General features: G+C 74.6%; 12 protein-coding genes. 8 read left to right on the forward strand and 4 right to left on the reverse strand.

Features of this window, described 5'->3' with window-relative positions:
• Positions 1–72 precede the first annotated feature (72 nt).
• Both ACFZDK_RS02300 and ACFZDK_RS02305 read right to left on the reverse strand, forming a co-directional pair.
• A complete protein-coding gene (locus ACFZDK_RS02300; protein ID WP_390970058.1) occupies positions 73–1704 on the reverse strand; it encodes a DUF5691 domain-containing protein in 1632 nt (543 codons plus the stop codon).
• Positions 1705–1706: 2 nt separating this feature from the next.
• The gene (locus tag ACFZDK_RS02305; RefSeq protein ID WP_390968906.1) at positions 1707–3062 is read right to left on the reverse strand and encodes an SWIM zinc finger family protein; all 1356 of its coding nucleotides are present in this window, start codon (positions 3060–3062) and stop codon (positions 1707–1709) included.
• Between the two features lie 132 nt (positions 3063–3194).
• Here ACFZDK_RS02305 and ACFZDK_RS02310 point away from each other — a divergent pair, with 132 nt between their 5' ends.
• From ACFZDK_RS02310 to sucD, 7 genes are all read left to right on the forward strand, one after another.
• On the forward strand, positions 3195–4313 hold the full coding sequence (locus tag ACFZDK_RS02310) for an AAA family ATPase (RefSeq protein WP_390968908.1): 1119 nt from the start codon (positions 3195–3197) through the stop codon (positions 4311–4313).
• Positions 4310–6772 (forward strand): DUF5682 family protein, encoded by a 2463-nt coding sequence (locus tag ACFZDK_RS02315; protein ID WP_390968910.1) that lies wholly within the window; start codon positions 4310–4312, stop codon positions 6770–6772. The genes ACFZDK_RS02310 and ACFZDK_RS02315 overlap by 4 nt, the downstream gene beginning before the upstream one ends.
• A complete protein-coding gene (locus tag ACFZDK_RS02320; protein ID WP_390968912.1) occupies positions 6769–7956 on the forward strand; it encodes a VWA domain-containing protein in 1188 nt (395 codons plus the stop codon). The genes ACFZDK_RS02315 and ACFZDK_RS02320 overlap by 4 nt, the downstream gene beginning before the upstream one ends.
• A gap of 202 nt (positions 7957–8158) precedes the next feature.
• Positions 8159–9088 carry a hypothetical protein gene (locus tag ACFZDK_RS02325; protein WP_390968914.1) on the forward strand — a complete coding sequence of 310 codons (930 nt, stop codon included), beginning with the start codon at positions 8159–8161 and terminating at the stop codon, positions 9086–9088.
• A 214-nt stretch (positions 9089–9302) separates the two neighbouring features.
• Positions 9303–10874, forward strand: a complete 1572-nt coding sequence (locus ACFZDK_RS02330; RefSeq protein ID WP_390968916.1) for a hypothetical protein — start codon at positions 9303–9305, stop codon at positions 10872–10874.
• 449 nt (positions 10875–11323) lie between these two features.
• Complete coding sequence (gene sucC, locus ACFZDK_RS02335; RefSeq protein WP_390968918.1) at positions 11324–12502, forward strand: ADP-forming succinate--CoA ligase subunit beta; 1179 nt, start codon at positions 11324–11326, stop codon at positions 12500–12502.
• Positions 12503–12522: 20 nt separating this feature from the next.
• Entirely contained in the window at positions 12523–13407 is an 885-nt protein-coding gene (gene sucD / locus ACFZDK_RS02340) for a succinate--CoA ligase subunit alpha (RefSeq protein WP_390968920.1), read from the forward strand.
• 120 nt (positions 13408–13527) lie between these two features.
• On the opposite strand, the gene ACFZDK_RS02345 is transcribed toward sucD, so the two are convergent.
• Positions 13528–14691, reverse strand: coding sequence for a sigma factor-like helix-turn-helix DNA-binding protein (locus tag ACFZDK_RS02345; protein ID WP_390970060.1), 1164 nt, complete (start codon positions 14689–14691; stop codon positions 13528–13530).
• On the opposite strand from ACFZDK_RS02345, the gene ACFZDK_RS02350 reads away from it, so the two are divergent.
• Positions 14575–16149 (forward strand): DUF6350 family protein, encoded by a 1575-nt coding sequence (locus tag ACFZDK_RS02350; protein ID WP_390968922.1) that lies wholly within the window; start codon positions 14575–14577, stop codon positions 16147–16149. The two genes, ACFZDK_RS02345 and ACFZDK_RS02350, sit on opposite strands and share 117 nt — an antisense overlap.
• Positions 16150–16177: 28 nt before the next feature.
• On the opposite strand, the gene ACFZDK_RS02355 is transcribed toward ACFZDK_RS02350, so the two are convergent.
• Positions 16178–16915 carry a hypothetical protein gene (locus ACFZDK_RS02355; protein ID WP_390968924.1) on the reverse strand — a complete coding sequence of 246 codons (738 nt, stop codon included), beginning with the start codon at positions 16913–16915 and terminating at the stop codon, positions 16178–16180.
• Positions 16916–17084 lie beyond the last annotated feature (169 nt).

Raw genomic sequence — 17084 nt, forward strand, 5'->3', positions numbered from 1 at the left:
TGCGGTGCCGGAGCGTGCGCGGCGCCGTCGTGGCTTGTCGTGCAGTTCCCCGCGCCCCTTACGGGCCGCGTCTTACGGGGTGTGTTCCAGTTCCGCCAGCATCGCCGCCCGGAGTCTCAGTGTCGTCACCAGGCGCTGGAACGCCTCCGCCCAGTAACCGCCGGCTCCAGGTGACGCGTCCTCCCGTTCGTCCGGTACCGCCAGCAGGCCGTCCAGCCGGGATGCCTCCGCCGGGTCCAGACAGCGCTCGGCGAGGCCCATCACCCCGCTGAAGCTCCAGGGGTAACTCCCCGCGTCCCGCGCGATGTCGAGGGCGTCGACCACGGCCCGGCCGAGGGGCGCGGACCACGGTACGGCGCACACGCCGAGCAGTTGGAACGCCTCCGACAGGCCGTGTGCCGCGATGAACCCGGCCACCCAGTCGGCCCGCACCCCGCCCGCCAGCGTGCCCAGCAGCTTGGCCCGCTCGGCCAGGGACACCGCCCCCGGACCGCCCGCCTCCGGCGCTGCCGGGACCCCGAGCAGCGCCCTCGCCCACTCGGCGTCCCGCTGCCGTACGGCGGCCCGGCACCAGGCCGCGTGCAACTCGCCCTGCCAGCCGTCCGCCACCGGCAGCGCCACGATCTCCCGGGGCGTACGGCCGCCGAGCCGCGCCGGCCAGGTGGTGAGCGGGGCCGCCTCCACCAACTGCCCCAGCCACCAGGACCGTTCGCCACGGCCGGTCGGCGGCTTGGCCACCACCCCGTCGCGCTCCATGCCCGCGTCGCACTCGGGCGGCGCCTCCACCGCGATCACCGGACCGTTCCCGGTGTGGTCGACCGCCACACACGCCGAGGCCCGCACCGCCATCCGTCCCGCCAGCGCCGAACCCGGCAGCGCGGACAGCAACTCGGCCGCCGTCGTGCGTACGTTACGACTGCGGTCCGACAACGCCTGCTCCAGGAACGGCTCGTCCCCGGCGGCCAGGCCCGTGCGCAGCGAGTCGAGGAACATCAGCCGGTCCTCGGCCCGCTCCGTGGCCCAGGTCCCGGCCAGCAACTCGCGCGCCGCCCCGGGTGTACGGGCGCGCAGCGCGGCCAGCAGCGCGACCCGTTCGGCGAACAGCCCCTCCTGCCACAACCTCCCTGTCGCCTCGGCGTCCTCGGGATCGGGCAGGGCCGTGCCATCGCCGGGGGCCGCGCGCAGGGCGAACCGCCAGTCCTGGTTGAGCCGGGCCAGCCACAGCGCGCGCGGTCCGGCGAAGGCCAGCGCGGCGGACCGCAGGTCGGTACGGCCCCGGGCCGCGTCCAGCAGCGCGGGCAGCGTCTGCGGGGGTGCGGCGAACCCGTGCGCGTTGGCCGCCGCGAGCCACTGCGGCAGCAGTTCCATCAGGTCGGGTGAGGTGCCCCGACGGCCGCCGGTCCCGGTGCCGGGGCGGTCGGACAGCAGCATCGCCAGCCTGCGCGCCGCGGCGGCGGGCAGCGCGGGGCGCGGGTCCGCGGGGGCCGGTTCGGGGCGGCGCGCCGCCGGTGCCGTCGCCGGCCGCAGTCCGGCCCGTCGCCGTACGGTCGCCATGGCCGCCTCGTCCAGCAGGGCCGGCGGCGCCTCCCGGCCGGGCCCACCGGTCGCGGGCGGCCGCCGGTCCGTGCCCAGCAGCGCCGTGGTGACGAGCTCCTCCCAAGCGGTCACGGGGTTCCCCTTCTGTGAGTCGGTTCGGTCGCCGATGGTCAGCACAGCGGCACCGCCTGGCCCGCTCCCTGCGGCCAGGCCGTCAGCGGGGTGAAGCCGAGGTGGCCGCACTCGCCGAAGACCGTGACCGGGGCGCCGCCGGACAGCGCGACCAGCCGCCACAGACCCGGCCGGGAACGGGCTACGGGAGACAGCGGCAGCGCGCACTCGGCCGCCGCGTCGGCCAGTTGCCAGGAGTCGCCGTCCGGGACAGGCACGACCCGGTCCAGGGTCACCGGCACCGACTCCAGCCACGGGTCCTCGCGCAGCGCCTCCCCGTAGCGGGCCGCCGCCTGCTCCGTCGTCAGGCCCGGCGGCCGTACGGAGAGGGGAGCGGGCGCGGCGAACCGCTCGCCCAGCGCCGCCCGGTGGCCGACCGCGCCGGGGTAGGCGGACAGCTCCGCCTCCAGGGCGAGGCCGACCGGCAGCGCCAACTCGGGCGCGCGGCCGGCCGCGCCGAAGGAGAGGAGCAGCGCCGTACGGCCCGAGTCGGCGCCGTGCAGCCAGATCCGGCGGGTCGTCAGCTTCGCGTCCACCGTGTCGTACTGGGCGAGGACCAGCCAGCGGTCGCGCACCGGCGGGCCGTCCGCCGAGGCGGGCAGGCCGACACGGGAGCGGACCGTGGCGGCGAGCGCGTCCGGCAGCCGGTCGCGGCGCAGCCAACCCTGGTTCAGGAGGTGCAGCAGCGCGCACTCCTCCAGCAGCCGCACCGGCCAGCCCGGTCCGGAGGCCGGTATCGCCCCCAACTCGCGCACCCTGGCGGCCAGTCCGGGTGCCTGGGCGTCGACCATCCGGGCCGCCGTCTCCTCCCACAGCCCGTACCCCGTCTGCTCGGCCGCGGCCAGGCCGCCGCGCAGCAGGTCGGTCAGACGCTGCTCCAGCTCCGTGGCCCCCGCGGTGACCCGCTCGGCCCGCTTCTCCGCCCGGCGCCGGGCCGCCTCGGGGTCGGCGGCTGCCGGGGAACTCCCGCCGCTCGCCGTCCGTTTGTCCTCCGCACGCCCGCGCCGGCCCGCGATCCACTGCTCGGCCCAGTCCGGCGCTCGGTCCGCCGCCGGCACCGTGTCGTCCTCGCCCGCCCAGAGCAGGAGCAGCCCGAGGGCGTGCTTGCAGGGGAACTTCCGGCTAGGACAGCTGCACTTGTACGCGGGCCCCGCCGGGTCCGCGATGTCCACGACCGTCTGGTACGGCTTGCTGCCGCTGCCCTTGCACAGTCCCCATACCGTCCCCTCCTCGCTGCTCCCCGCCCCGGACCACGGCCCCGCCGCGCCGAGCTTGCTTCCCGCTTTGCGTGACGCGGCGTCAGGCGCCAGTGCCAGCACCTGGTCCGCACTCCAGCGCACCCCCTGCTGAGTCATGCCATCGAAGGTAGATCCCCCCACTGACAATCGACCCTGCGAGCTCGTTTGTGCAGGTCAGGGCGATTGTCAGTGGCGTGGTGCACGGTGGACACCAGATCCGAACCGGCCGAGCTGGAGGGGGCCTCAGCCATGACTGTGTCCGTGGAACCGACCGACCCGACGACCGTCGACAGCGCGCTGCGACCGCACGCCGAGCACGCCTTCGCCGCCGAACTCACGGCGCTGGCCGCGCAGGACGACCGGCCGCGCCCGGCCCGCTGGAGGATGTCGCCGTGGGCGGTGGCCACCTATCTGCTCGGCGGCACCCTGCCGGACGGCACGGTGATCACACCGAAGTACGTCGGCCCGCGCCGCATCGTCGAGGTCGCCGTCACCACCCTCGCCACCGACCGCGCCCTGCTCCTGCTCGGCGTGCCCGGAACCGCCAAGACCTGGGTCTCCGAGCACCTGGCCGCCGCCGTCAGCGGCGACTCGACCCTGCTGGTGCAGGGCACGGCCGGCACCCCGGAGGAGGCGATCCGCTACGGCTGGAACTACGCGCAGCTGCTGGCCAACGGCCCGAGCCGGGACGCCCTCGTGCCCAGCCCGGTCATGCGGGCCATGGCGGAGGGCATGACGGCACGGGTCGAGGAGCTGACCCGGATCCCGGCCGACGTCCAGGACACCCTGATCACGATCCTGTCCGAGAAGACCCTGCCGATCCCGGAGCTGGGCCAGGAGGTGCAGGCGGTCCGCGGCTTCAACCTGATCGCCACCGCCAACGACCGCGACCGGGGCGTCAACGATCTCTCCAGCGCCCTGCGCCGCCGCTTCAACACCGTGGTGCTGCCCCTGCCGGAGAGCCCGGACGCCGAGGTCGACATCGTGGCCCGCCGTGTCGACCAGATCGGCCGCTCCCTTGAGCTGCCCGCCGCGCCCGACGGCATCGAGGAGATCCGCCGGGTGGTCACCGTCTTCCGCGAGCTGCGCGACGGCGTCACGGCCGACGGCCGCACCAAGCTGAAGTCGCCGAGCGGCACGCTCTCCACGGCCGAGGCGATCTCCGTCGTCACCAACGGCCTCGCCCTGGCCGCCCACTTCGGGGACGGAGTGCTGCGGGCGGGCGACGTCGCGGCCGGCATCCTCGGGGCCGTCGTCCGCGACCCGGCCGCCGACCGGGTCATCTGGCAGGAGTACCTGGAGACCGTCGTCCGCGAGCGGGACGGCTGGAAGGACTTCTACCGCGCCTGCCGGGAGGTGAGCGCGTGAGCGAGACCGAGTGGCGGTGGACCGGGCCGCTGCTGCTGGGGGTACGGCACCACGGGCCCGGCTCCGCGCGGGCGGTGCGGGCCGCCCTGGAGGCCGCCCGGCCGCGGGTGGTGCTCATCGAGGGGCCGCCCGAGGCGGACGCGCTGATCCCGCTGGCCGCCGACCCGGAGATGCGGCCGCCGGTCGCCCTCCTCGCGCACGCCGTGGACGAGCCCGGCCGCTCGGCCTTCTGGCCGCTGGCCGACTTCAGCCCCGAGTGGGTGGCCGTCCGCTGGGCCCTGGAGCACCAGGTCCCGGCCCGCTTCATCGACCTCCCGGCCACGCACACCCTGGCGTGGGGGAAGGCGGAGGAAGCGGCGGCGGAGGAGAAGGAGGGTACGGAGGCGGGTGCGGACGCCGAAGCCGAGGAGCCCGGCACCGCGCGGCAGTTGCGCGTCGATCCGCTCGCCGCCCTCGCCGAGGCCGCCGGTTACGACGACCCCGAGCGGTGGTGGGAGGACGTCGTCGAGCACCGGGGCGCGGCCGGCGAGCGGGACGTGTTCGCGCCCTTCGCCGCGGTGGCGGAGGCGATGGAGGCGCTGCGGGAGACGTACGGGGCCGGCGGACGCGACCGGGACCCCGTGCGGGAGGCGTACATGAGGCTCCGGCTGCGTGCCGCGCAGCGGGAGTTCGGCGAGCAGGTCGCGGTGGTGTGCGGGGCCTGGCATGTGCCGGCGCTGCGCGCGAGGAGCACCGTCGCGGCCGACAAGGAGCTGCTGAAGGGGCTGCCCAAGGTCAGGACGGACATGACCTGGGTGCCGTGGACGAACCGCCGGCTGGCCCGGGCGAGCGGGTACGGCGCGGGCATCGACTCGCCGGGCTGGTACGGACACCTGTTCCGCGCCCCGGACCGGCCGGTCGAGCGGTGGCTCATCAAGGTGGCCGGGCTGCTCCGCGAGGAGGACCGGATCGTGTCCTCGGCCCATGTCATCGAGGCGGTACGGCTGGCGGAGACCCTCGCGGTGATACGCGGCCGGCCGCTGCCCGGCCTGGGCGAGACGACCGACGCGGTGCGGGCGGTGCTCTGCGAGGGCTCGGACGTCCCGCTGGCGCTGGTGCACGACCGGCTGGTGGTCGGAGACGTGCTGGGGGAGGTGCCGGAGGCGGCGCCCGCGGTGCCCCTGCAGCGGGACCTGGCCCGGGAGCAGCGCCGGCTCCGGCTCAAGCCGGAGGCGCTGGAGCGCGAGCTGGAGCTCGACCTGCGCAAGGACACGGACACCGGGCGCAGCCGGCTGCTGCACCGGCTGCGGCTGCTCGGCATCGGATGGGGCGAGCCGACGGAGTCCCGGGGGAGCACCGGCACGTTCCGGGAGACCTGGCGGCTGCGCTGGGAACCGGAGCTGTCGGTGCGGGTGGCCGAGGCCGGGGTGTGGGGGACGACCGTGGAGGGTGCGGCGACGGCCAGGGCCGCCGCCGGCGCGGCCGACGCGAGCGCCCTCGCCGAGGTCACCGCGCTCGCCGAGCACTGCCTGCTCGCCGGGCTGCCGGACGCGCTGCCCGTGGTGATGCGGGCGCTCGCCGACCGGGCCGCGCTGGACACGGACGTCGGCCGGCTCGCCCAGGCACTCCCGGCCCTGGTCCGTTCGCTGCGCTACGGCGACGTACGGGGCACCGACACCCGGGCGCTCGCGGAGGTCGCCGGCGGCCTCGCCGAGCGGGTCTTCGTCGGACTCCCCCCGGCCTGCGCCGCACTCGACGCGGACGCGGCCGAGGAGATGCGCGGCCATGTGGACGCGGTGCACACGGCGGTGGCGTTGCTCGGCGAGACCGGGACCGGGGCGGCGGCCGACACCAGCGGGGCAGCGGCCGAGACCGCGCAGACACAGACGGCGCAGACGGCGCAGGCGGGCGATTCCGGCCACCACGCCCACCACGGCCTCCGTGGTCGCTGGCGGGCCGTGCTGCGCACGCTGGCCGGGCGGGACACCGTGGCCGGGGTGCTGCGTGGGCGGGCCGTGCGGATCCTGCTGGACGAGGGGGAGCTGGAGGCGGAGGAGGCGGCCCGGCTGATGGGGCTGGTGCTCTCGCCGGGCACCCCGCCGGCGGACGCGGCGGCCTGGATCGAGGGGTTCGTCGGGGGGAGCGGTGGCGGCGGGATGCTGCTGGTGCACGACGAGCGGCTGCTCGGCCTGGTCGACGCCTGGCTGACCGGGGTGCCCGCGGAGGCGTTCACGGACGTACTGCCGCTGCTGCGGCGGACGTTCTCGGCGTACGAGCCGGGGGTGCGCAGAACGCTCGGCGAGCTGGTGCGGCGCGGCCCGGGGGAGCGGACGCAGGGGCCCGGGCGGACCGCCGGGACCCCGGGCTTCGGCGCGGAGGCGGACGAGGAGCGGGCGGACGCCGTACTGCCGGTGCTGCGGCTGCTGCTCGGCCTCGACGACACGACACCGGACAACGAGCTTGTGGGGGTGGGGAGATGACGGCGGAACCGACGGACGGCGGGACCGCTCCCGGCGATCTCGCGCGGGAGCGCCTGCGGCGGTGGCGGCTGGTGCTCGGGGGCGAGGCCGCCGACGGCACCGGGTGCGCCCTGTCGGGGCGGGACGCGGCGATGGACGGGACGCTGGCCGCGCTGTACGGGAAGGGCGACCGGGCGGCGCAGCCGGGGCGGGAGCGTTCGGCGGGGCTGGGGGCGTCGGCGCCGTCGGTGGCGCGCTGGCTCGGGGACATCCGGACGTACTTCCCGTCCTCCGTCGTCCAGGTCATGCAGCGGGACGCCATCGACCGGCTCGGCCTGGCCGCGCTGCTGCTCGAACCGGAGATGCTGGAGGCGGTGGAGGCCGATGTGCACCTGGTCGGCACCCTGCTCTCGCTCAACAAGGCGATGCCGGAGACGACGAAGGAGACGGCACGGGCGGTGGTGCGCAAGGTCGTCGAGGACCTGGAGAAACGGCTGGCCACCCGCACCCGGGCCACCCTCACCGGCGCCCTCGACCGCAGCGCCCGGATCAACCGGCCCCGCCACCACGACATCGACTGGAACCGGACCATCGCGGCCAACCTCAAGCACTACCTCCCGGAGTACCGGACGATCGTGCCCGAGCGGCTCATCGGGTACGGGCGGGCGTCGCGGTCGGTGAAGAAGGAAGTGGTGCTCTGCATCGACCAGTCGGGGTCGATGGCCGCGTCGGTGGTGTACGCCTCGGTGTTCGGGGCGGTGCTGGCGTCCATGCGGTCGATCGACACCCGGCTCGTCGTCTTCGACACGGCGGTGGTCGACCTCACCGACCAGCTCGACGACCCGGTGGACGTGCTGTTCGGCACCCAGCTCGGCGGCGGTACGGACATCAACCGGGCGCTGGCGTACTGCCAGTCGCAGATCACCCGGCCGGCCGAGACCGTCGTCGTCCTCATCAGCGACCTCTACGAGGGCGGGATCCGGAACGAGATGCTCAAGCGGGTGGCGGCGATGAAGGCGTCGGGGGTGCAGTTCGTGGCGCTGCTCGCGCTGTCGGACGAGGGGGCGCCGGCCTACGACCGGGAGCACGCGGCGGCGCTCGCGGCACTGGGGGCACCGGCGTTCGCGTGCACGCCGGATCTCTTCCCCGAAGTGATGGCGGCGGCGATCGAGAAGCGGCCGATACCGGTTCCGGACACCGTGTGAGGCCGGATCCAAAGGGTGACTTGTCGACTCGGTGATCCGACTTCGGCCGTCAAAACGGACATGACTACCCATCGGTAATGGGGGGCTTGCGCGACCTCGGGAGGCCCGTGCAAGGATCGAGGCCTCCACCGGTCTTTCACCGGCCTTCACGCCGTCGCGTTGCCTCCGCTCCGTTCCGCCGCACGGGAGGGTCCTCCCCGTCTTGACCTCGCCAGCAGTTCTGCCCGGTACCGCCGCGCGCGCCCTGCGCACGGCGACGGGACGACGTGCGCTGCAACTGGCGCTGCTGGTCGGCGGACTGCTGGCGCTCGGCCTCCTCTGCGGGGCGCGGGCGCAGGCGGCCGAAGGGGTCTCCTCGACGCCGTCGTTGACGTCGGTCGTGGCCCAGAAGGTGCCGCTGCGGGACGTGCTGACGCCGCACAAGGCGCACAAGGCACCCAAGCGGCAGACGCCGACGTCGGCGCCGCGCAAGGCGACGGTGGCGGGGAAGTCCGTCACCGGGGCGGTGCCTGTGGTTCCGGTGGTCGACGAGACGCTCAAGGCGGAGAAGGTCCACAAGGTCGTGCGGTCGGTGACCGATTCCGTGACCGCCGTGACCCAGTCGCTCGACGAGACCGTGCGGCAGGTGGCGGAGCTTCCGGCGAAGGTGTCCCTGCCGCCCACCGTGCCGGTGGTGCAGTTGCCGGAGCTGCCCGTCGTCTCCGAGCTGCCGGGCGAGTTGCTTCCGGCGCCGGTCATCACGGTGCCGCGCCCCGCGCAGCCCCAGCCGCGGTCGCCGGTCACGCCCGGCACCGGGCACGAGAAGTCCGGTACGCAGGCGCCGGTGACGGCGGCCGTGTCGTACGGGCCGCGGCTCACCGTCGTCACCCTCACGTCGGACGGGGCGGCGCACGCCGGTGGCCACCGTGCCGCCCGGCCCGTAGGCGCTCCCACCCGTCCCGCGCCCGCCGGCGATCCGGACGGTGCGCTGGGCAAGTCGGCGGTCGACGGCGCCTCCTCCCGGCACGGTGACGCGCACGCCGTGACCTTCGTCGACCGGGCGCCGCTGCGGCTGGTTTCCGGTGCCGCCGCGCGTGTCGATGCGACAGAGACCCGGGACAGGTACCGGGACATCCCCGTCTTCCCCGGCTAGGACCGGCGACCACCTTCCCCGCCACAGACCTGTCGCGCGGGGGCGGAACAGGTCTGCCCGCCCGTCCGGACCCCTGCGGATCCCTCCCCCGGATCCCCTCCGAACCTTCCGGACGGCAATGTCCCCAGCCGTGCTTCCGGCACCCACCGGAAGCCCTCCCGGCTCCGCGTCCGCGTCCTGAACGCACCGGAGCCCCGAAGGATCTGACGCACGCATGAACAAGAACATCCGCCGCTCCATCGTCATAGCCGCCGGCGTCTCCGGCGCGTGGGCGCTCGGCTCGGCCGCGGCCAGCGCCGACGAACTGTCCGCCACGTCCGTCTCCGCACCGGACGCCACCACCCCCTCCCTCACCGGCACCCTCACCGACACGGTCGACGGAGCCGTGTCCGACGTCACCGGCACCGTCGCCTCGACGATCGCGAACACGACGACCGACACGACGACGAAGGCGACGAGCACCGTGCAGGACGCCGAGCAGTCGGCCAAGGCCAAGACCAAGACCAAGTCCGCGACCGCCGCGGCCAAGATCAGGGGCGGCGAGGCCATCAAGGGCGCCCAGGCGGCCCGCGCGGCAAAGGCGAAGGCCAAGACCGAGGCCGAGACCGAGACCGCGGCCCGCGCGGCGGCCGCCCACACCGCCCACGCGGCGCACACCGCCCACCACACGGCCGCCGAGGCCGTCGCGACCGCCGCGCACGGCGGCTCCCCGGCCGTCCCCCGGGACGACATCGACTATCTCTTCGGTCCGCTCGCCTCCTTCGCCCCGGAGGTCGAGCAGGCGCTGGCCGCCGCCCAGACCAAGGTCCAGGCGACCCGGGCCGCCCAGGCGGCCGTGCGCACGCAGGTGCGGCACACGGTGGCCGGCGCGGGCCGCACTGCGGCTCCGGTGACCGGCACGGCAGGCCGGGTGACAACCGCGGCCGACGCCACCGCCGCCGGCGTTCCCGGGCACGTCACCGGCACGGTCAACGGGGTAGGACAGCAGATGGTCGGCACCGTGGCGGCCGTTCCGGGCGCCGTGACGCCGGTCGTTGCCGGGGCGGTCGCCGCCGTGGTTCCGCCGGTCGCCGCCGACGCGGTGGACGGGGTGGTACCGGTCGCGACGGGCGTGGCCGGAGGTGTGCACGGCGCGGTCACCGGAGCGGTCGCGGGCGTGGTGCCGGTCGCCGGGGGTGCGGTCGCCGGGGTCGGCGGTACCGCCACCGGCGCCGTCGCCGCGGTGCTGCCGGTCGCCGAGAACGCGGTGACCGGCGTGCACGGCACCGCCACGGGCGCCGTGGCCGGTGTCCAGGGTGTCGCCACGGGCGTCGTCGGCGAGGTGTACCCGGCCGTCGCTGACGTGCCGCCGTACGCCACCGGGCTGGTCGGGGAGGTCACCCGGGACGCCGTCGGCGCCGTGCTGCCGCCCGTCGCGGCGACCGCCGTGCACGGGGTGGTGCCGGTCGCCGGGCAGGCCGTGGTGGACGCGTGGGCGCTGGCGTACGGCGTGGCCGGCGACGTCCGGCCCGTCGTCGGTGCCGTGCCGCCGCTCGCGTACGGGGTGACCGGGGAGGCCGCCACCTCTGCGGAGCACCTGGTCGGACCGGTCGTCGACGGCGCCGAGGCGCTCGGGTACGGCGTGGCCGGCGACGTCCGGCCGGTCGTGGCGGCCACCGGCCCGCTCGCCCAGGACGTGACCGGCACCCCGCTGGCCGCGCACGCGGTCGCCGGTGTCCAGCAGCTCACGGAGTCGGTCACCCCGGGCTACCTGCACGGTCCGCAGGCGGCGACCTACTCCGTCTGATTCCGAAGACTCCGAGGGGCGGCCGCGCCCGGACCGACCGAACACCGTCGGTCGGTCCGGCCGGAGCCCCGCGGAACCGGCCGACAGATCCCCACTGGGGCGGTGATCGCCGGCCAGGACTCCAGGGCCGTTCCTTAAGGCCGGCTCAGGGGTCCGAGAGGCCTCACCGGGCCAACCCCAGCCCGGTGAGGCCTCGCACATCACCGCCAAGACGGCACGCCGTGCCAGCAAATCCAGGGATACCCGGCATCATGTGACAGGTATCACCGCTCAGGTGTGACCCTCGATTTAGGGCGCCCCCGCAACCGGCGATAACCTGCGAGACGGACATGCCGCGCGCTCGGACACCGTGTGCGCTTCCCCTGTGACCCATGCGGACGTCACGTTGCCCTTCGCGGCACGCCCACGCATCCAACGAACCGCGAGATCACTGATAGGGACGGAAGCGCGTGGACCTGTTCGAGTACCAGGCGAGGGACCTCTTCGCCAAGCACGATGTACCGGTGCTGGCCGGTGAAGTCATCGACACGCCTGAGGCGGCGCGCGAGATCACCGAGCGGCTCGGCGGCAAGTCCGTCGTCAAGGCGCAGGTGAAGGTCGGTGGTCGCGGCAAGGCCGGTGGCGTCAAGCTGGCCGCCTCCGCGGACGAGGCCGTCGCCCGTGCCACGGACATCCTCGGCATGGACATCAAGGGCCACACGGTCCACAAGGTGATGATCGCCGAGACCGCCCCGGAGATCGTCGAGGAGTACTACGTCTCCTTCCTCCTCGACCGTGCCAACCGCACCTTCCTCTCCATCGCCTCCGTCGAGGGCGGCATGGAGATCGAGGAGGTGGCGGCCACCCGCCCCGAGGCCGTCGCCAAGACGCCGATCGACGCCAACGAGGGTGTCACCGAGGAGAAGGCCCGCGAGATCGTCGCGGCCGCGAAGTTCCCGGCCGAGGTCGCGGACAAGGTCGTGAACGTCCTCGTCACCCTGTGGAAGACGTTCGTCGAGGAGGACGCCCTTCTCGTCGAGGTGAACCCGCTCGCGAAGGTCGCCTCCGGTGAGGTCATCGCCCTCGACGGCAAGGTGACCCTGGACGAGAACGCCGAGTTCCGTCACCCCGACTTCGAGGAACTCCACGACAAGGACTCGGCGAACCCGCTCGAGGCCGCGGCGAAGGCGAAGAACCTCAACTACGTCAAGCTCGACGGCGAGGTCGGCATCATCGGCAACGGCGCGGGTCTCGTGATGAGCACCCTGGACGTCGTCGCGTACGCCGGCGAGGCGCACGACGGCGTCAAGCCCGCCAACTTCCTCGACATCGGTGGCGGCGCCTCCGCGCAGGTCATGGCGAACGGCCTGGAGATCATCCTGGGCGACCCGGACGTCAAGTCCGTCTTCGTCAACGTCTTCGGCGGCATCACCGCGTGCGACGAGGTCGCCAACGGCATCGTGCAGGCGCTGAAGCTCCTCGAGAACCGCGGCGAGAACGTCACCAAGCCGCTCGTCGTCCGTCTCGACGGCAACAACGCCGAGCTGGGCCGGCAGATCCTCACCGACGCGAACCACCCGCTGGTCCAGCGCGTCGACACCATGGACGGCGCGGCCGACAAGGCCGCCGAGCTCGCGGCTGCGAAGTAAGGGACGAGGGACACACAGCCATGGCTATCTTCCTCAACAAGGACTCCAAGGTCATCGTCCAGGGCATGACCGGCTCCACGGGCATGAAGCACACCAAGCTCATGCTCGCCGACGGCACCAACATCGTCGGTGGCGTCAACCCGCGCAAGGCGGGCACGACGGTCGACATCGACGGGACCGAGATCCCGGTGTTCGGCACGGTCGCCGAGGCGATCGAGAAGACGGGCGCGAACGTATCCGTCCTCTTCGTGCCGCCGGCCTTCGCCAAGGCCGCCGTGGTCGAGGCGATCGACGCCGAGATCCCGCTCGCCGTGGTCATCACCGAGGGCATCGCGGTCCACGACTCGGCCGCGTTCTACGCGTACGCCGTGTCCAAGGGCAACAAGACCCGGATCATCGGCCCGAACTGCCCCGGTCTCATCACCCCGGGCCAGTCGAACGCCGGCATCATCCCGGGCGACATCACCAAGCCGGGCCGCATCGGCCTGGTCTCGAAGTCCGGCACGCTGACGTACCAGATGATGTACGAGCTGCGTGACATCGGCTTCTCGTCCGCCGTCGGCATCGGTGGCGACCCGGTCATCGGCACCACCCACATCGACGCGCTCGCCGCGTTCGAGGCGGACCCCGACACCGACCTGATCGTGATGATCGGTGAGATCGGTGGCGACGCCGAGGAGCGGGCCGCGGCCTTCATCAAGGAGAACGTGTCGAAGCCGGTCGTCGGCTACGTCGCGGGCTTCACCGCGCCCGAGGGCAAGACCATGGGCCACGCGGGCGCCATCGTCTCCGGCTCCTCCGGCACGGCCGCCGCCAAGAAGGAGGCCCTGGAGGCCGCGGGCGTCAAGGTCGGCAAGACCCCGACCGAGACGGCGAAGCTGGCCCGCGCCATTCTCGGCAATTAATTACAGCCTCGCCGGCTGAACAACGCCGTAGCGGTACAGCAGTGCGACGGCAGGCCCGTTCCCCGAGGTGGGGGCGGGCCTGCCGTCGTTGCAGGACCCCTCCGGTCCGCACCCGGCGGTCTATCTCGCCACCGGTACCAACCGCTCCGGGCCGCTCGCCGGCTGCGCCTGCAACTTCGTCCGCAGCGCCCGCTCGCCCGCCGACAGCGGCCCCATCCCCACCTTCGCCGGCACCCCGCTGATCGCCTGCGCCGGGCCGATGGGCGCTTCGTAGTGCGTCGGCGCCGTCCGCAGGGTGAGGGTCGTGGCGGCGACGATCGCCGCCGTGAAGGCGAGCGCGGACCGGGTCCAGAAACGGGTCCGGCGTTCGGCGTACGTGCGGACCGACGGCGGCTGGGCGGCGCGCAGCCGCTCCGCCGAGGCCAGTTCGGTGAGCCGCCGGTGCAGCGCGGCGGGGTCGGCCAGCTCGGGGACGCCGGCCGCGACCGCCCGCCGTGCCTGGGTGAGCCGGCCGGCCGCGGCGGGCGTGCTCGCCTCCGTCTCCGCCGCCGTCTCCGGCAGGTCGAGGCCGACACCGTCGTACAGGAGGAGCGTGCGGCGGTAGGTCGGCGGGAGTGTGAGGAGCGCGTCCAGGAGGGCGCGGTCGGCCGCGTCGGCCGGTGGGGGTTCGGGGTGGCGGTAGCGCAGGCGGAACCGGTGCCAGGGGGAGAGCGCGCACTCGTGCGCCACCGCCCGCACCCAGCCGGCAGGGTCCCGGTCGCGGGCCACCTGCGGCCAGTTCTGCCAGGCCAGTTGGAAGGCCCGCTCCACGGCTTCCCGCGCGAGTTCCCGGCGCCCGGTGAGCAGATAGGTCTGTCGTACCAGGGCCGGGGCGCAGAAGGCGTAGAGCGCGTCGAAGGCCTGAGTGGGCGTCAGTGCCTCGTCGGTGCGGGCAGGGTTCTGCGTCACCGGGCGTACCTCCCTACGAAAAAGCACATAAACATATATTGGGCGACACTTCGGCGGTTGGCCTGTTACGCCGGGAAAGCGCGTGTCGTTGGGAGCATGGCGGTCGTGATCCGGATGCCCGCCCGCCGACCGTCGCTGTCCCGCCGCCGACAGGCGTCGCCGCCCCGACGGCTGTCGTTGTCGTCCCGCCTGCCGTCCCTGTCGCCGCTGTTCGACCGGGTGCGCGACCGTTCCCCCGGGCTGGCCGCGAGCCTGGCGGCCGGTGCGCTCGCGGCCGGGCTCGGACTGGGCGCGTTCGCCGTGCTGGCGATCGTGCTGTGGGTCAGTTCGCCGTATCCCGACAGCGGGCCGGGCGGCGCGCTGCACATCGGGGTGGCGCTGTGGCTGCTCGCCCACGGGGTCGAACTGGTCCGCACCGACACGCTGTCCGGGGTACCGGCCCCGGTCGGGATGACGCCGTTGCTGCTGCTCGCGGTGCCGGCGCTGCTGCTGTACCGGGGCACACGGGAGGCGGTGGACGTGCCGCACGGCCACGCCGGCCACGCCGCCGACCCACCGCCGCCGGTCCGGGCCGGTACCGCCTGGACCGGGGTCGTCGCCGGCTACCTGGGCGTCGGCGGTGGTGCCGCGCTGTACGCGTCCGGGGGTGAACTGCGGCCCGCATGGGGGTGGGTGGCGGTGTGTCTGCCGCTGTTCGCGGCGGTCGCGGCGGGCGCCGGGGTCTGGACGGCGTACGGCCGTCCGCGCGAACCGGCGCTGCATCTGGTGGTGGCGCTGCCGCACGCGGTACGACGGCTGCTGCTCGGGCGGGACGCCCGGCTGCGGTGGGGTACGGCCGTCCGCGCGTCCCTGGCCGGGGTGGCCGTGTTCTTCGGGGGCGGCGCACTGCTGCTCGCGGTGTCGCTGGTGGGGCACGGCGACGCCACGCGGGCGTCGTTCCTGCAGCTGACGGCGGGCTGGACGGGCCGGTTCGCCGTCCTGCTGCTCTGTGTCTCCCTCATCCCCAACGCGGTGGTGTGGTCGGCGTCGTACGCCGTCGGCCCCGGCTTCGCGCTCGGCGCCGGACATGTCGTGGGCCCCCTGGCCTCGGACCCGGCACCGCTCCTGCCGCCCTTCCCCCTGCTGGCGGCGGTGCCGGCGCACGGGCCCGGCACGCCGGTGACCTGGCTGGCCGGGCTGGTGCCGGTGGCGGCCGGGGTGACGGTGGCCTGGTTCGTGGTGGGCAGGGCGGTCGGGCGGGGCTGGCCGGCGAGGCGCACGGCCGAGGTCGTCACGCTGGCGGCCCTGCTCTGCGCGCTGCTGCTCGCGGCGCTCGCCGAGCTGGCCGGCGGACCCCTGGGCGTCTCGGCGCTCCACCGCTTCGGCCCCGTCGGGTGGCAGACGGGCGCGGCGGCCGCCGCCTGGCTGCTCGGCGTGGGCGTACCGGCGGCCCTGGCGCTCAGGGCGTGGCGGACGGAGGGCGCCGCCTCGCTCGCGGCCTGGCTGGGCTTCGGGAAGAGCCCGGCCGGCGGGGAGCAGCGGGCCCCGGGCAGGCCGAGTGCGGCGCCGTCGGCCCGAGCCCGGCCCAAGGCCCCGGCGTCGGCACCGGCCCCGGTCGTGGTGCTGCCCGACCAGGGCGACAGCGACACGTTCGAACCGTACGAGGCGCTGCCGCCCGAGCTCCCCGACCCCTACGAGCCGCTGCTCCCCGATCCGCCGTCCAGCCCCTGGCGGGACGAGGCGGTACGCAAGGCCCGCTGGGCGGCGCTGCGGGAGATGTCCGAGCCGCCACCGGAGGGCCCGGACGGCGTCTGACCGCCCCGGCTCCCCGCACCCCCGCCCGCTAGCTGTTCGCGGTGCCCAGGATGGTGCGCAGTTCCTGCGGCAGCAGGTGGTCGCAGGACTGCTTCGCCTCGTTGGTGAGGGCGTCCGTGACACAGGTGTAGTAGTCGCGGTAGACCAGCTGGGCCGTGAAGGTCGCCGCGACCAGGGCCAGCGCCAGCGAGGCCGTGACCAGACCGCTGATCGCCGCCGTCGTCTGGGGGCGGCCGGTGGTGGCCTCCTCGGGGCTGCGCGGCTTCATACGGAGCGCGCTGACACCCCAGTAGACGGCCAGCACACCCAGCAGCAGCGCCACGTACGGCCAGCTGAACAGGGCGAAGAAGAAGGCCCACATGCCGCACAGCAGGGCGTACCGCGCCCGGCGCTGGGCCGGGTCGGTCGGGTCCCAGCGCATCCCGGGACCGCCCGGTCCCCCCTGGCCGCCGCCGCCCGGGCCGCCGTCGGGACGCTGGCCGAAGCCGCCGCCCTCCCGGCCGGGCTGGCGGTCGCTCCACTGGCTGCCCCAGGGCGAGGACCCCTGGTCACCGTCCCCGGAGGGGCGGCGCGGCCGCCACGGGCTGTCCGGCGCGCCCTCCGGCGGCGGTGCGAAGGGGTTGTCGTCCTGCTGGTCGCCCTTCGGCCGGTCCGAGGGCGCGTCCGGCGGCGAGGCCGGCCGCTCCCGCAACAGCACGGCAGAACGCGGCCCTCCCTGTACCGACTGCGGGGGGAGCATGCGAAGTCCCAGGCTGCGGTCCGGCATCAAGTGAGCGTCTTCCCCTAGATGTGTACGACTGATCTGTGCGACTGAGTACGTGCGACTGGTGTGTACGGCTGGTGCGTGGGGCTGCTGGGTTACGGCTGCTGAATACGGCCGGCGAAGCGGCTGGTTACCTCGTGAACGCGTCGTGTCCCGGACGCGTTCCCGCCCC

It is taken from the genome of Streptomyces sp. NPDC007901 (assembly GCF_042959465.1).
In the GTDB taxonomy this organism is placed as follows: domain Bacteria; phylum Actinomycetota; class Actinomycetes; order Streptomycetales; family Streptomycetaceae; genus Streptomyces.

Coding starts and splice junctions, on each gene's coding strand:
- ACFZDK_RS02305 (WP_390968906.1), bottom strand. CDS start 3,062: ATGACTCAGCAGGGGGTGCGCTGGAGTGCGGACCAGGTGCTGGCACTG.
- ACFZDK_RS02310 (WP_390968908.1), top strand. CDS start 3,195: ATGACTGTGTCCGTGGAACCGACCGACCCGACGACCGTCGACAGCGCG.
- ACFZDK_RS02320 (WP_390968912.1), top strand. CDS start 6,769: ATGACGGCGGAACCGACGGACGGCGGGACCGCTCCCGGCGATCTCGCG.
- ACFZDK_RS02330 (WP_390968916.1), top strand. CDS start 9,303: ATGAACAAGAACATCCGCCGCTCCATCGTCATAGCCGCCGGCGTCTCC.
- sucD (WP_390968920.1), top strand. CDS start 12,523: ATGGCTATCTTCCTCAACAAGGACTCCAAGGTCATCGTCCAGGGCATG.
- ACFZDK_RS02355 (WP_390968924.1), bottom strand. CDS start 16,915: ATGCCGGACCGCAGCCTGGGACTTCGCATGCTCCCCCCGCAGTCGGTA.